Genomic DNA, 12,992 nt, shown 5'->3' with positions numbered 1-12,992 from the left:
GACGCGAGCCGGATCGTAGCTCCCTAGAGTTGCCGGATGTACCTCGTATGCCGGTGGCGCGACCAGGAACCGCTCAGCAAGCGCGTGGTGACCGTTCCCGGTGTCAGCGTGCTCGACTGGTTCCGTGACCACTGGGACATGGCCGACCCGCGTGAACGTATCGACGCGGAGCTCGGCGATGTCTACGGGCTGGACTCCGTCTTCGAGGAGGCGCGGGCGCGGCGCCTGCCACCGCCGGCAACCGTCGACGAGCTCCGCGACCTGCTGCACCGGCACCTGTACGTGGAGGCCGACGACGTCACCGACCACATCCGGCTCGGTGCGCACGCGCTGCGGGTACGCACCGACGACGACGAGGTCGACCTCGCCTACTACTTCGTCGACGACGAGGCGGTGGCCGCCCTGCCCGACCGGCTGGCGTTCCTGGTCCACGACACGTGGCCGCTGCCCGGCGATGCCTACGGTGCCCACGGGGCCGACGGCGCCGGCGGTGCCGCCGGGCCCGGCGCGGAGTTCCGGCCGACCGTGCCGGTGCGGACGGTCCGGCTGGGCGTGACCGGTCCGGAGACGACCTTCTCGGTGCGCCTCGGCTGGGACGCCCCGGACACCGGCCGCACCCTCGACCTGGCCGGCGCCGTGTCCTTCCCCGGCGTGGCGCTGCCTGACCTGGCCGGCCACCTCCGGACCGCGCCGGTGGCCCGCTGGCCGCACGAGGTCCGGCTGCTGCGGGACCTGGTCGCCCCCCACGACGGCGACCTGGAACCGGCCATGCGGCGCTACGCGAGCCTTTCCGGCTACGCGCCCGAACCCGGCAGGCCCGCTGACCCACCCGGGCCCGGCACAGGCGGGCCCGCGGACGCGGAGAGGGGCGCGTCGCTGGTGCGGGTCGACCCGCACCTGGTCCAGGTCGCCCGGTACATCGACGATTTCTTCGGCTACGACCAGTGGTTCCTCTTCGACACCCGGTGGGCCGCCGCCCATCCGGACCTGGCCCGGTCGCTGCTGCGGTACGCCGTCCACTGGGATCCGTTCCAGCCGTAGTCAGCGCTCCAGCAGGTCCCGGAGCTCTTTCACCACGAGCTCCGGCGCCTCCTCGGCCATGAAGTGCCCGCACCGCACGGGAACGTGGCGCAGGTCCGGCGCCCACGCCCGCCACAGCGCCACCGCGTCGAAGCCCAGCATCGAGCCCCAGTCCTGCTGCAGGACGGTCACGGGCATCGCCAGGGTCCGGCCGGCGTCGCGGTCGGCGGTGTCGTACTCGACGTCGATGCCGGCCGACGCGCGGTAGTCGGCGACGATCGACGGCACCGCGCCACGGCACGCGTCGAGGTAGGCGGCGCGCACGTCGGGCGGGATCGCGGCCGGGTCGTTGGTCCACAGGTCGAGGAAGTGGCCGAAGAACTCGTCGGACGACGCGGCGATCATCCGCTCCGGCAGGCCCGGCGGCTGCGCCATCAGGTACAGGTGGAAGCCCACCGCGGCGCTGACGCCGTGCAGCACGTCCCACATGTCCAGGGTCGGCAGCACGTCGAGGGAGGCCAGGTGGGTCACCCGGTCGGGATGGTCGAGGCCGGCGCGGATCGCGACCAGCGCGCCGCGGTCGTGGCCGGCGAGCGCGAACCGGTCGTGGCCCAGCGCCGCGGCGAGCGCCACGATGTCGGCGGCCATCGTGCGCTTGGAGTAGTCGCCCTCCGGCTTGTCGCTCGCGCCGTAGCCGCGCAGGTCCGGGCAGATCACGGTGTGGTCGGCGGCGAGGTCCGCGGCCACGTGCCGCCACATCAGGTGGGTCTGCGGAAACCCGTGCAACAACACGACGGGACGGCCGGAGCCGGCGACCGCGGTGTGCAGTTCCACCCCGTCGGCGACGGGGACGCGCAGGTACTCGAAGGTCATGGCCCGACTGTCGCCGATCCCGATGAGCAGCCGATGAGCACCGCTGTAGCGTGGCGGCGGTGACGGTGCGCATCCGGTTCGGCGTGCTCGGGCCGGTCACCGCGCACACGGCGGCCGGGGAGCCGGTCGCGCTCCGGGGCCCGATGCACCGGTCCGTGCTGGCGCGGCTGCTGGTCGCCCGCCGGCGCGTCGTCCCCGTCACCGACCTCGTCGACGACCTGTGGGTGTCGCCGCCGGAGGGCGCGGTGGGCGCGGTCCGTACGTTCGTCGCGGCCCTGCGCCGCGCGGTCGAGCCGGGACGCCCACCGCGGGCGCCGGCCCACCTCCTGGTGACCCGCGGAGCCGGCTACGCCCTGCTGGCCGACCCGGACGACGTGGACGCGTGGCGGTTCGAACGCACCGTCGCCGACACCGCGACGGCCGACCCGCCGGCGGTGCTCGCCCTGCTCGACGAGGCGCTGGCCTGGTGGCGCGGACCGGCGTACGCCGACCTCCCCGACGCCGCCTGGGCCCGTGCCGACCGGGCCCGGCTCACCGAGCTGCGCCTGCTGGCCGTGGAGCGGCGGGCTCGGGCCCAGCTCGACCTGGGCACCCCGGACGCGGCCGTCGCCGACCTGGACGCGCACGTCACCGCGTCGCCGTGGCGGGAGGAGGGGTGGCGGCTGCTCGCGCTGGCCCTGTACCGCGGCCGGCGCCAGGGCGACGCGCTGGCGGTGCTGCGCCGGGCGCGGGCGCTGCTGGCCGGGCAGCTCGGCGTCGATCCGGGGCCGGAGCTGCGCACCCTGGAGACCGACATCCTGCGCCAGGCGCCGCGCCTCGACCGTCCGGCGCCCGGCGCACCCGCCACCGCGTCCACGGCCGACGACGCCGAGGAGGTGTGGGCCCGCACCGCCTCGGCGCACGCCCGGCTTGCCGGCGGGTCGCGGGTCCGGCTGGAGTCGGCGGTCGCGCTGCTGCGCACGCTCGCGGTCACCGGTCCCGACGGGCTGCGGGTCGCCCGGGAGCAGCGCGCGGCGGCGGTCGCCGCCGCCGAGCAGCTCGGCGACCCGGAGCTGACCGCGCGGGTGATCGGCGCCTACGACGTCCCCGCGATCTGGACCCGCTCCGACGACCCGGCACAGGCGGCCGGCGTCGTGGCGGCCGCCGAACGGGCGTTGGCCGCCCTACCGGAGACCGGACACCGCCCGGCCCGCGCCCGGCTGCTCGCCACGGTCGCGCTGGAGTCGCGCGGCACCCGCGACCCCCGGCCGCTGGAGTGCGCCCGCCGGGCCGAGGAGCTCGCCCGCGACCTCGACGACCCCGCGCTGCTGGCGTTCGCGCTCAACGGCGTCTTCATGCAGAGCTGTCACCGCACCGGTCGATCCGCGGCACGCGACGCGATCGGCGCCGAGCTCGTCGCGCTGGCGACCCGGCACGGCCTGCCGACCGTCGAGGTGCTCGGTCACCTGATCCGCCTGCAGGCCCACGCGGCGGTCGTCGACGTCGCGGGCGCCGACCGGCACGCCGACGCCGTCGACGACCTCGGCCGGCGCCACGACCTGCCGCTCGCCGGCGTGTTCACGGCGTGGTACCGGGCGCTGCGCGCCGACGTCGCCGAGCGGGTGCCGGACGCCGAGGCCGAACGCGCGTACCGTACGGCGGCGTACGGGTCGGAGCGGGCCGGCATGCCCGGCCTGCACGACGGTCTCCTCGCCCTGGCCCTGCTCGGCCTGCGGACGCGCCGCGGCCTCCCCCTCGACGACGACGGTGCCGACTACGGCCCGTACGAGCCGTGGGTCCGCCCGGTGCTCGACCCCGGCGGCACCGCGCCCGCGGACATCCCGGACCCGCCGGCCGACCTGCTCGCCGAGGCGCTGTGGACGCTGGTCGCCCGCGCCGCGACGGCCGCCGGTGACCGCGCCGCGATGGCCCGGGCCCGGGACGCGCTGGCCCCGGCGGTGGGCGAGTGGGCCGGCGCGGGCAGCGGGCTGCTCACGTTCGGCCCGGTCGCGCACCAGCTCGACCTCCTCGACGGCGCCTGACGGTCGGGCCGTGACCCCGGCCGCTACGCTGCCGGGGCATGACCGGGGACGCGCTCGAGCCCGTACCGGTCGGGCGTCCCCTCGCGGTGACGGCCGCCTGGTACGCGGCCGTCCTCGCGCTTCTGGCGTGCGGGTTCGCCCCGGAGCTGGCCGAGGCCGCCGCCGCGCCCGAACAGACGTGCCCCGTCGGGGAGTCGACGTGCCCGCAGCTGTCCACCGTCGAGGCGGACACCTTCAGGCTCGTCGCCTAGTTCGGGCGACGACGGCCGCGGCGCCCACCCCGGCGGCGACGGCGCCGACCGCCACCGCGCGGAGCCAGTGCCGGCCCCACTCCCCCTCGTCGTCGTGGCGCGGGCCGGGCCCGAACACGTTGCCGTCGTGGCCCGCGACCTCCTCGCGGGACAGCCCGCCCACCCGCATCAGCGGACCGACCAGCAGGTCGTACACCGGTGGCATCGCGGTGAAGCCGAAGCGGATCAGGCCGTTGGCGAGCCCGACCGACCGTTCCGGGCGGGGCCGGTCCGCGAGGCGGACCACCGCGGCGGCGACCTTGGCCGACGCGTCGACCGGCGGTGGCGGTCGCCCCACCCGGCCGGCGTAGTTGGCGGCGCTGCGGTAGATCGGCGTGTTGACGCTGCCCGGCGAGACCAGGCACACGTGGATGTCGGGCGCGTCGCGGGTCTCCTGCCGCAGGACCCGGGCCAGCGCGCGGTGGCCCCACTTGCTGGAGACGTAGGCGCCGACGTACGGAACCGCGATCCGGCTCAGCAGGGAGCTGCCGAGGATCAGCGTGCCCCGCTGCCGCGTCCGGAAGACGCGCAGCGCCTCGCGGGCCACGTTGGCGGCACCGATCAGGTTGGTCGTCACGACCCTGTCGAACACGGGGGCGGGCACGTCCTCGAACCGCCCGTACGCCATGACCGCGGCCGTGTCGACCCACACGTCGATGCCGCCGAACCGGTCCACGGCGGTGTCGGCCAGGGCCCGTACCGCGTCGCGGTCGGTCACGTCGGTCACCCTGGTCACGACCTCGGCACCGGCGGACCGGCACCGCGCCGCGACCGCCAGCAACGCGTCCTCGCCGCGGGCGGCGAGGACGAGCCGGTCGCCCCGGGACGCGAACCGCTCCGCCGACGCGCGTCCGATCCCGCTCGACGCGCCTGTCACCACCACCACTCGTCCGACCACGGCGGTCGCCTACCCGGGGCCGGGTACGCCAACCGCCGTTGCGTCGGTTGTCGGCCGGCGCCTGTTGTCAGCCGTCGGCGAGGAGCGCGCCGGCGAGGATCCCGACGGTGTGCTCCCGCCACTCGTCGGGGGTCCAGCCGCAGACGTCGGTGAACTGCAGGTATGTCTCGACGTTGCTGACGACGAACGCGATGTCGCGGGCCCGCTCGAGGTCGAGGTCCGGTCGCAGGGCGCCGCGGTCGGCGAGCAGCCGGACGAGCATGGTGTGGGCGGCGCGGGTCTGGTCCTGGTTGGTGGCCCACTGGGCGGCGAGCTCCGGGTCGGTGCCGGTGGCTCCGCGCATCACCCGCATGAGCGGTGCGATGCGCTCCAGGATGTCGCGTCCGCCGGCCACCCACAGGTCGATGATCCGCCGCGGGTCGACCTCCCGCTGGATCTGCACCGCCCACGGGCGCTCCATCACCGGGACGGGCTCGTCGTCACCGACGGCGGCCGTGTCCATCACGTGCTTGAGCAGCGTGCGCTTGTTGGTGAAGTGGAAGTACACGGTCTGCACCGCGACCCCGGCCCGCTCGGCCACATCGTCGAGCAGCGTCGCCCCGTAGCCGCGCGTCACGAACAGCTCGGCGGCCGCCGCGACGATGCGCCGCCGGGTGGCCCGCGCGCGTTCGGCCCGCGACCCGCCCGGCGGGGTGTCGGGTTTCTTCACCCGCTTGACTACGTCCGCCATTCACTAGAGCCTACTCTAGTAACTCACTAGAAGCGACTCTAACGAAAGGCCGGGCGATGCTCTCGGGCTTCCATCACGTCAAGCTGCCGGTCTCCGACCTCGACCGCAGCCGGCACTGGTACACGTCGGTGCTCGGCCTGCGGGTCGAGATCGAGTTCGTCGAGGACGGCGTCGTCGAGGGCCTGGCGCTCGGCGACGACACCGGGTCCGTCCGCCTGGCGCTGCGCCGCGACGCGGCGCGCGCCGCCGCGCTGGCCGGCTTCGACGCCGTCGCGCTCGCCGTGCCGACGCGCGAGGCCGTCGAGGTCTGGGCCCGCCGGCTGGAGGACCTCGGTCAGCCGCACGGCGGCGTGGTGACCGGGCACAGGGGCGGCTCGGTCCTCGTCGGCCTCCACGACCCCGACGGTATCGAGATCCGCCTCTACGCCGACTGAACCCCCGAACGAAGGAGAACCACGATGACCGGAACGACCATCACCCTCTGGCAGGCCGGCACCGCCGAGGTCGCCTACACCGACTCCGGCGGCACCGGCCCGACCGTCCTGCTGATCCACGGCGGCGGCCTCGCCGACTGGCTCACCCCGCTCGCCGCCGCGCCCGCGCTCGCCGGCCACCGCGTGGTCCGCATGGTCCGCGCCGGGTACACCGACGCGCCGATGACCCCCGGGCTGAGCGTCGCCGACCACGCCGGGCACGTCGCGGCGCTCCTGCGCCACCTCGACGCCGGACCCGTCCACGTGGTCGCGTACTCGTCGGGTGCGACGATCGGCCTGCAGTTCGCGCTCGACCACCCGCACCTGGTCCACTCGGTGACCCTGTGCGAACCGCCGCTGCTCGACACCCTCGCGGCACCCGCCGACGTCGACCTCCTCCGGACCACGCTCGGCCCGATGATCGGCGCCGTGATGGAGGCCACCGCCCGCGGCGACCTGCCCACCGCGTTCGACACGTTCATGGCGGCGGTCTGCGGACCCCACTACCGCCGCGTCGTGGCCGACACCCTCGGCCCCGGCGTGCTCGAGCACGCGGAGAACCGGTGCGCGCCCTTCTTCGCCGGCGAGATCCCCGCGGTCGCCGCGTGGACCCTCGACCGGGCCGGCCTCGCCCGCCTCGCCGCGCCGGTGCTGCTGGTGCGGGGCGGCGACAGCCCGCCGCTGGTCCACCGCCTGGTCGCCCACCTGGCCGACCTGACCCCGACCGCCACCGTCGCGACGGTCGCCGGCGCCAACCACCTGATGCCGCTGACCCACACCGCGGAGCTGGCCGACCTGGTCGCGGCCGTCATCGCGGGCGCGGTCACCGTCCGCTCATGACCCGCCCGGGCGTCGGCGAGAATGGTTCCCCATGCGCCGTCCCCGCCTCCGCCGCCCGCGCCTCGCCGGGTTCCGGTTGCTGATGCTCGCCGCCGCGGCCGGGTTTCTCGGGGTGGCGTTGCTGGTGCGCGCGGTGACGCCCGGCGCGGTGGAGGGTGCCGGCCGGCTGGAGCAGTACTCGGGGACCGCGTTGTACGCCTCGATGTGCTACGCCGGCGCGCTGTTCGTGCGGCCACGCTGGTCGCCGGTGGTCGCCGGTGGCCTCGCCCTGGCCTGGTGCTGGGCGATGGAGTGCTTCCAGCTGACCGGCGTCCCCGCCGACCTCGCCGCGCGCAGCGTGGCGGCGCGGCTGGTGCTCGGCGTGCGGTTCGACGCCGTCGACCTGGTCTGGTATCCGGTGGGCATCGCACCGCTGGTCGCGGTCCACGCGGTGCTGCGGCGCCGGTCAGCGGGACGCGGCCAGCCCGTCTCGGGTGCGCGCCAGCCGCTCCTCCAGCTCCGCGGCCGGCATGGGACGGGCGAAGTGGTAGCCCTGCCCCACCCGGTAGCCGAGGCCGAGCAGGGCGCGCACGTGCTCGGCGGTCTCGACGCCCTCGGCGACGGCCCCGATGTCCAGGGCGCGGGCGAGCTGGATCACCGCACCGGCGATCGCGTCGGCGCCCGGGCCTGGCACGAACGAGCGGTCGAGCTTGATGCTGTCGGCGGGGCAGGTCGCCAGCAGGCTCAGGGTGGACTGGCCGGTGCCGAAGTCGTCGCGTTGGAGCTGGCGCGCCGGTGTACGGCAGCACGCTGTGCCGGCGGTGCGACGCCGCGCGCCGCCGGTCACGACGCCCCCGGACAGGTGGCAGTACGCGCTGATCGCGGTCGCCAGCGACGCCACCGGGTAGATCAGGACCTGCGCGTCGACGTCCGGCCGGGTCGTCAGCAGCACCGTGACCGCCGAGCCGAACCCGCCGATCAGGGCGGCGACCCGTGAGCGCAGGCCCAGCGGCAGCCGCAGCAGCGACCAGCTCATCAGCACCGCGCCGGCCGTCTGCAGCCCGGTCCACAACGGGTCGAACACCGCGACGGACGTGACGAGGTGACCCGGCCGCACGACGAACGCGGCCGCGATGAACGCCATCATCACCGCGGCGAGGGCGGCGGCCGTCGGGTTGACCAGGTGGCCGACCGGCCGCGGCACCAGCGGCCCGAGCCCCACCTCCGTGCCGGACACGACGGTGTTCACCAGGACCAGCACGCCCAGAAGCCACAGCAGGCGGCGCCCAGCTGGCGTCTGGCGGCTCATCCGTCGGGTTCCGGTCCGTGTACCGGCGCCCATGCCATCGGCCGCGGGGGTGCGGAGCTCAGACGTCGGCCAGCTGGTCGCGGCGGCGGGTGAGGTACGCCGTCTCGGCGGTGTTGCCGGCCAGCTCTATGGCCCGGTCGTACGCCGCCCGCGACTCGGCGCTGCGGCCCAGCCTGCGCAGCAGCGCGGCGCGGGTGGCGTGGAAGGCGTGGTAGCCCTCCAGCGGCAGCCCGTCGACCTCGGCCAGCGCGACCTCCGGGCCGTCGAGCTCGGCCACCGCGATCGCGCGGTTGAGCCGCACGATCGGCGTGGGGTCGAGGCGGACCAGCCGGTCGTACAGCGCGACGACCTGCGACCAGTCGGTGTCGCGCACGTCGCGGGCGTCGGTGTGGACCGCGTTGATCGCGGCGAGGACCTGGTACCGCCCGGGCGCCTCGCCGGAGGCGAGCCGGGCCCGGACCAGCGCGTGGCCCTCGGCGATGAGCGCGCGGTCCCAGGCGCCGCGGTCCTGCTCGTCCAGGGTGACCAGTTCGCCGCCGGCCGACACCCGCGCGGCCCGGCGGGCCTCGGTGAGCAGCATCAGCGCGAGGAGGCCGGCCACCTCGCCGTCGTCGGGCATCAGGTCGCGGACCAGCCGGGTCAGCCGGATCGCCTCGCCGGTGAGGTCGGCGCGGACCGCGCCGTAATCCGGGCCGGAGGCGAGGTAGCCCTCGTTGAAGATCAGGTAGAGGACCGCGAGCACGCCGGTCACGCGCGCCGGCAGGTCCTCCCGCGCCGGGACCCGGTACGGGATCCGCGCCGCCCTGATCTTCTCCTTGGCCCGGGTGATCCGGCGGCCCATCGCGGGCTCCTGCACCAGGAACGCGTGGGCGATCTCCGGGACGGTGAGCCCGCCGACCATCCGCAGGGTCAGCGCGACCCGCGTCTCCATGGCCAGGGCCGGGTGGCAGCAGGTGAACACGAGGCGCAGGCGGTCGTCGTCGATGGCGCCGAGCGGCTCGGGGGTGTCGGTGTCGGACAGCATCAGCGCCTCCCGGTGCTTGTCCCGGCGTCTGGCCTCGCGGCGCAGGCGGTCGATGGCCCGGCGCTGGGCGGTGGTGGTCAGCCAGCCGCCCGGGTTCGGCGGGACGCCGTCGACCGGCCACCGCTCGACGGCGGTGGCGAACGCCTCGGCGGTCATCTCCTCGGCGAGGTCCAGGTCGCCGAAGCGCCGCATCAGGGTGGCGACCACCCGGGCCCACTCCTCGCGGTGGACCCGGGTGAGGGCGTCGGTCACGCCACCCCCTGGAACGGGCGGAGCTCGACCCTCCGGTTGCAGCTCCTCGACCCGGCCGCGGCCAGGCGCAGCGCCACGTCGAGGTCGGGCGCCTCGATGACCCAGAACCCACCGACGAACTCCTTCGACTCCAGGTAGGGCCCGTCGGTGAACACCGGCCCGTCGCCCCGGCCGTCGACGACGGTGGCGGTGGTCGGCGACGCGAGCCCGCCGGCGAAGACCCAGTGGCCCCCGGCCCGCAGGCTGTCGTTGTACGCGTCGATCGCGGTCATCTCCTCCGGGGTGGCCGAGTCGGACGTGTCGTCGAGCACGGACATCAGGTAGTGCGTCATGGGAACCGTCTCCTGTTCTGCGGTGGCTTCCCGTCATCCTCTCCACGAACGCCACCGCCCGGATCGGACACGCGGAGGACGGCTTTAGACCTCGGACGTCTAACCGCCCGATCCCGCGAGGTCTGCGGATCGTCGAGCTGGCCACCTACGACATCCGGTTTCCGACGTCCCGGGACCTCGACGGCTCCGACGCGATGAACCCCGACCCCGACTACTCCGCCGCCTACGTGGTGGTGCGCTGCTCGACGAGCCCGGCGACGACCCGAACATCGACGCGCTGGTCGCCAACGACCTGGAGTTCCACCGGCGCATCGCGGCAGGCTCCGGCAACAACGTGCTGTGCTCGCTCATCGACGGCCTCTCCGGCCCGACCACGCGGGCCCGCATCTGGCGCGGCCTCACCCAGGAGAACGCCGTCGACAAGACCCGCGAGCAGCACAACGCGATCGTCGACGCGATCGCGGCCCGGCAGCCCGAGATCGCCCGCTCGTGGGCGACGGTGCACGTCGCCGGTGTCGAGGAGTGGCTACGGGGCGCCCTGTAGGGCCTCCTTCACCACGGCGACGCCACCGGCCGGCACCCGCAGGGTTCCGTCGACGGCGCCGCCGGTCACCAGGTCGTGTCCCCGGGCCGGTACGGTCCGCTCGACGTCGCTGTGGTTGAGGACGAACAGGTAGGTGCCGTCGTCGCCGACGCGACGGACCGCTTCGAGGCCGTCCTGCGGCGGCACCACCGGGGTGACCGGGAGGTCGGCCACGATCCGGTCGAGCCCCCCGTCGTCGAGGCGGGCCGCGACGTACCAGGCCGCGCCGGCGCCGACCGCGCGGCGGGTCACCGCGGGCAGCCCGTCCAGCGGCCCCGACGCGAACCGGGCGAGCACCTCGGCGTCGTCGGCGTGCACGTGCTCGGTCCAGTCGGTGGCCGTCGACCCGTCGCTCAACGCGACCTCATCGCCGTCGAGGAGCACGTGGAACTCCTCGACGAACACGCCCAGCAGGTCGCGGAACGCGCCCGGGTAGCCGCCGGCGCGGACCCGGTTGGTCGGGTCGACGATCCCCGACAGGTAGGTCACGACGACCGTCGCGCCGCGGTCGGCCGCCGCCGCGACCGCCCGCGCGGTGTCGTCGGAGGCCAGGAACAGCGCCGGGACCACCACGACCGCGTACCGGTCGAGGTCGGTCCACGGCGGCACGACGTCGACGGTGATCCCGTGCCGCCACAACGCCCGGTGCCAGTCGCGGGCCGCGTGCGGCAGGGGCAGGTCGTGGTGCGGCTTCTGCCCGGCGTTCCAGGCCCAGCCGGCCTCGTCGTCGTAGAGCAGCGCGACGTCGGCGGTGGTGCGCGAGCCGCGGACCTCCGCGAGGCGGCCGAGCACCGCGCCGAGCTCGCACACCTCGCGCCAGACCTTCGACCGGGTGCCGGCGTGCGGCACCATCCCCGAGTGGAACTGCTCGGCGCCCGCGGTGGAGGCGCGCCACTGGAAGAACATCGCGCCGTCGGAGCCGCGGGCCACGTGCGCCAGGCTGTTGCGGACGAGCTCGCCCGGCTCCTTGGACCGGTTGCGCCGCTGCCAGTTGACCGCGCTGGTCGAGTGCTCCATCAGCAGCCACGGCCGGCCGGTGTCCAGCCCCCGGGTCCGGTCGGCGGCGAACGCCAGCTCCACGTGCCGCAGCGGGTCGGTCGACCGCGTGTAGTGGTCGTTGGTCACCACGTCGACGTGCGGCGTCCACCGGGCGTAGTCGACGACGTCGGGCCCGGTGCCGACCATGAAGTTCGTGGTGACCGGGAGGCCGGTCGCCGCGAGCACGTCGCGCTCGGCGAGGTAGTGCTCCAGCAGCGCGTCGGAGCTGAACCGGTCGAAGTCCAGCAGCAGGCCGGGATTCTGGGCCGACTCGCTGTCCAGTGGCGGCAGCACCTCGTCGAAGCCGCCGTAGCGGTGTCCCCAGAATGCGGTCCCCCAGGCGCGGTTCATCGCCTCGACGCTGGAGTGCCGGGCGGCGAGCCAGCGCCGGAACGCCGCGGCCGACCCGTCGCAGTAGCAGTGCCGGTTGCCGCCGCCGAGCTCGTTGGACACGTGCCACATCCGCACCGCCGGGTGGGTGCCGTAGCGCTCGGCGAGCTTCGCCACGATCCGTAGCGCGTAGCGGCGGAACACCGGCGAGCTCGGGCAGAACATCAGCCGGCCGCCCTGCCAGTACCGCATGCCGGTGCGCGACACCGGGATCACCTCGCGGTGCGCCTGGTGGAGCCAGATCGGCGGGGACGCCGTGGGTGTGGCCAGGTCGACGGCGATGCCACCGGCGTGCAGCAGGTCGACGACCCGGTCGAGCCAGCCGAAGTCGAACGCGCCGTCGGCGGTCTCCAGGCTCCCCCACGAGAACACACCCAGCGTCACCATCGTGACGCCGGCCTCCCCCATCAGCCGGACGTCCTCCTCCCAGACCGGCTCGTCCCACTGCTCCGGGTTGTAGTCGCCGCCGAAGGCGAGCCGGCCCCCAGGAATGTCCATCGATGCTCCCGTTGGTCTGGACGACGTGGCAGAGGAGCGTAGCCGGTGGCCCGCCGCACCCCGACCACCCCGACCGGTCTTCAGGGGTCGACCGGTCCCGGCCGCCGTGGGTTGATGGCTCGCATGAAGCGACTGACAGCACTCACGTTCGCCACGCTCGCCGTGGCGGCCACGCTCGTCCCCGCGGCACCGGCCGCCGCCGCGGTCACGTGCGGCAACTACACCGAGGCCGGCGACAGCGGCCAGTACCACCGGCGGTTCTACTACGGCAACTGCACCGCACAGGGCGTGCTCGCCAACGTGTACAAGCAGGCCTACGGTCTGCCGTCGACGTTCGAACGGCAGGTCTGCGTTCCGGCGCAGCAGGCGGTGAAGGTCGGCGAGTCGACCAACTACGTCACCCTGCGGTACTTCGTGAGGGACACGGCCGGCGCCTGCTGAC

The 12,992-nt window shown here is 75.0% G+C and carries 14 protein-coding genes and 1 pseudogene; 8 read left to right on the top strand and 7 right to left on the bottom strand.

Annotated elements, in window-relative coordinates; genetic code table 11:
- Positions 1 to 36 precede the first annotated feature (36 nt).
- The gene (locus tag Voc01_RS35850; protein WP_203932101.1) at positions 37 to 1,041 is read left to right on the top strand and encodes a hypothetical protein; all 1,005 of its coding nucleotides are present in this window, start codon (positions 37 to 39) and stop codon (positions 1,039 to 1,041) included.
- Here the strand turns inward: Voc01_RS35850 and Voc01_RS35845 are convergent, their stop codons facing one another.
- Positions 1,042 to 1,893 (bottom strand): alpha/beta fold hydrolase, encoded by an 852-nt coding sequence (locus tag Voc01_RS35845; protein ID WP_203932100.1) that lies wholly within the window; start codon positions 1,891 to 1,893, stop codon positions 1,042 to 1,044. It lies immediately after the preceding gene.
- Positions 1,894 to 1,952: 59 nt separating this feature from the next.
- Between Voc01_RS35845 and Voc01_RS35840 the strand changes: the two genes are divergently transcribed.
- Both Voc01_RS35840 and Voc01_RS35835 read left to right on the top strand, forming a co-directional pair.
- Complete coding sequence (locus Voc01_RS35840; protein WP_239160712.1) at positions 1,953 to 3,914, top strand: AfsR/SARP family transcriptional regulator; 1,962 nt, start codon at positions 1,953 to 1,955, stop codon at positions 3,912 to 3,914.
- Between the two features lie 38 nt (positions 3,915 to 3,952).
- On the top strand, positions 3,953 to 4,165 hold the full coding sequence (locus Voc01_RS35835; protein ID WP_203932099.1) for a hypothetical protein: 213 nt from the start codon (positions 3,953 to 3,955) through the stop codon (positions 4,163 to 4,165).
- Here the strand turns inward: Voc01_RS35835 and Voc01_RS35830 are convergent.
- Positions 4,149 to 5,090, bottom strand: coding sequence for an SDR family NAD(P)-dependent oxidoreductase (locus Voc01_RS35830; RefSeq protein ID WP_203932098.1), 942 nt, complete (start codon positions 5,088 to 5,090; stop codon positions 4,149 to 4,151). The two genes, Voc01_RS35835 and Voc01_RS35830, sit on opposite strands and share 17 nt — an antisense overlap.
- Before the next feature lie 79 nt (positions 5,091 to 5,169).
- Entirely contained in the window at positions 5,170 to 5,832 is a 663-nt protein-coding gene (locus Voc01_RS35825) for a TetR/AcrR family transcriptional regulator (protein WP_203932097.1), read from the bottom strand.
- A 56-nt stretch (positions 5,833 to 5,888) separates the two neighbouring features.
- Between Voc01_RS35825 and Voc01_RS35820 the strand changes: the two genes are divergently transcribed.
- The 3 genes and pseudogenes from Voc01_RS35820 to Voc01_RS54795 form a co-directional block, all read left to right on the top strand.
- Positions 5,889 to 6,266: a VOC family protein gene (locus Voc01_RS35820; protein ID WP_203932096.1), complete on the top strand. Its 378-nt coding sequence runs from the start codon at positions 5,889 to 5,891 to the stop codon at positions 6,264 to 6,266.
- A 24-nt stretch (positions 6,267 to 6,290) separates the two neighbouring features.
- Positions 6,291 to 7,145: an alpha/beta fold hydrolase gene (locus Voc01_RS35815; RefSeq protein WP_203932095.1), complete on the top strand. Its 855-nt coding sequence runs from the start codon at positions 6,291 to 6,293 to the stop codon at positions 7,143 to 7,145.
- Positions 7,146 to 7,176: 31 nt separating this feature from the next.
- Positions 7,177 to 7,491 (top strand): annotated as a pseudogene (locus Voc01_RS54795) (DUF2809 domain-containing protein); the annotation flags it as partial.
- A gap of 99 nt (positions 7,492 to 7,590) precedes the next feature.
- On the opposite strand, the gene Voc01_RS35805 reads toward Voc01_RS54795, so the two are convergent.
- The 3 genes from Voc01_RS35805 to Voc01_RS35795 are packed head-to-tail and all read right to left on the bottom strand — an operon-like array spanning position 7,591 to position 10,041.
- On the bottom strand, positions 7,591 to 8,433 hold the full coding sequence (locus Voc01_RS35805) for an EAL domain-containing protein (RefSeq protein ID WP_239160710.1): 843 nt from the start codon (positions 8,431 to 8,433) through the stop codon (positions 7,591 to 7,593).
- 58 nt (positions 8,434 to 8,491) lie between these two features.
- A complete protein-coding gene (locus tag Voc01_RS35800) occupies positions 8,492 to 9,709 on the bottom strand; it encodes an RNA polymerase sigma factor (protein ID WP_203932093.1) in 1,218 nt (405 codons plus the stop codon).
- Positions 9,706 to 10,041: a YciI family protein gene (locus Voc01_RS35795; protein ID WP_203932092.1), complete on the bottom strand. Its 336-nt coding sequence runs from the start codon at positions 10,039 to 10,041 to the stop codon at positions 9,706 to 9,708. The genes Voc01_RS35800 and Voc01_RS35795 overlap by 4 nt, the downstream gene beginning before the upstream one ends.
- A gap of 238 nt (positions 10,042 to 10,279) precedes the next feature.
- Between Voc01_RS35795 and Voc01_RS35790 the strand changes: the two genes are divergently transcribed.
- Positions 10,280 to 10,585 carry a FadR/GntR family transcriptional regulator gene (locus Voc01_RS35790; RefSeq protein ID WP_203932205.1) on the top strand — a complete coding sequence of 102 codons (306 nt, stop codon included), beginning with the start codon at positions 10,280 to 10,282 and terminating at the stop codon, positions 10,583 to 10,585.
- Here Voc01_RS35790 and Voc01_RS35785 read toward each other — a convergent pair.
- Positions 10,568 to 12,550 carry a beta-galactosidase gene (locus tag Voc01_RS35785; RefSeq protein ID WP_203932091.1) on the bottom strand — a complete coding sequence of 661 codons (1,983 nt, stop codon included), beginning with the start codon at positions 12,548 to 12,550 and terminating at the stop codon, positions 10,568 to 10,570. The genes Voc01_RS35790 and Voc01_RS35785 overlap by 18 nt on opposite strands.
- Positions 12,551 to 12,673: 123 nt before the next feature.
- On the opposite strand from Voc01_RS35785, the gene Voc01_RS35780 reads away from it, so the two are divergent.
- Entirely contained in the window at positions 12,674 to 12,991 is a 318-nt protein-coding gene (locus Voc01_RS35780) for a hypothetical protein (protein WP_203932090.1), read from the top strand.
- Position 12,992 lies beyond the last annotated feature (1 nt).

The sequence above is a fragment of the Virgisporangium ochraceum genome (assembly GCF_016863655.1).
Taxonomy (GTDB): Bacteria; Actinomycetota; Actinomycetes; order Mycobacteriales; family Micromonosporaceae; genus Virgisporangium; species Virgisporangium ochraceum.
Note: the sequence above shows the minus strand (reverse complement) of the source record. Positions and strands in the feature narration are given on the sequence as shown.

Coding starts and splice junctions, on each gene's coding strand:
- Voc01_RS35850 (WP_203932101.1), top strand. CDS start 37: ATGTACCTCGTATGCCGGTGGCGCGACCAGGAACCGCTCAGCAAGCGC.
- Voc01_RS35845 (WP_203932100.1), bottom strand. CDS start 1,893: ATGACCTTCGAGTACCTGCGCGTCCCCGTCGCCGACGGGGTGGAACTG.
- Voc01_RS35835 (WP_203932099.1), top strand. CDS start 3,953: ATGACCGGGGACGCGCTCGAGCCCGTACCGGTCGGGCGTCCCCTCGCG.
- Voc01_RS35825 (WP_203932097.1), bottom strand. CDS start 5,832: ATGGCGGACGTAGTCAAGCGGGTGAAGAAACCCGACACCCCGCCGGGC.
- Voc01_RS35820 (WP_203932096.1), top strand. CDS start 5,889: ATGCTCTCGGGCTTCCATCACGTCAAGCTGCCGGTCTCCGACCTCGAC.
- Voc01_RS35815 (WP_203932095.1), top strand. CDS start 6,291: ATGACCGGAACGACCATCACCCTCTGGCAGGCCGGCACCGCCGAGGTC.
- Voc01_RS35805 (WP_239160710.1), bottom strand. CDS start 8,433: ATGAGCCGCCAGACGCCAGCTGGGCGCCGCCTGCTGTGGCTTCTGGGC.
- Voc01_RS35795 (WP_203932092.1), bottom strand. CDS start 10,041: ATGACGCACTACCTGATGTCCGTGCTCGACGACACGTCCGACTCGGCC.
- Voc01_RS35785 (WP_203932091.1), bottom strand. CDS start 12,550: ATGGACATTCCTGGGGGCCGGCTCGCCTTCGGCGGCGACTACAACCCG.
- Voc01_RS35780 (WP_203932090.1), top strand. CDS start 12,674: ATGAAGCGACTGACAGCACTCACGTTCGCCACGCTCGCCGTGGCGGCC.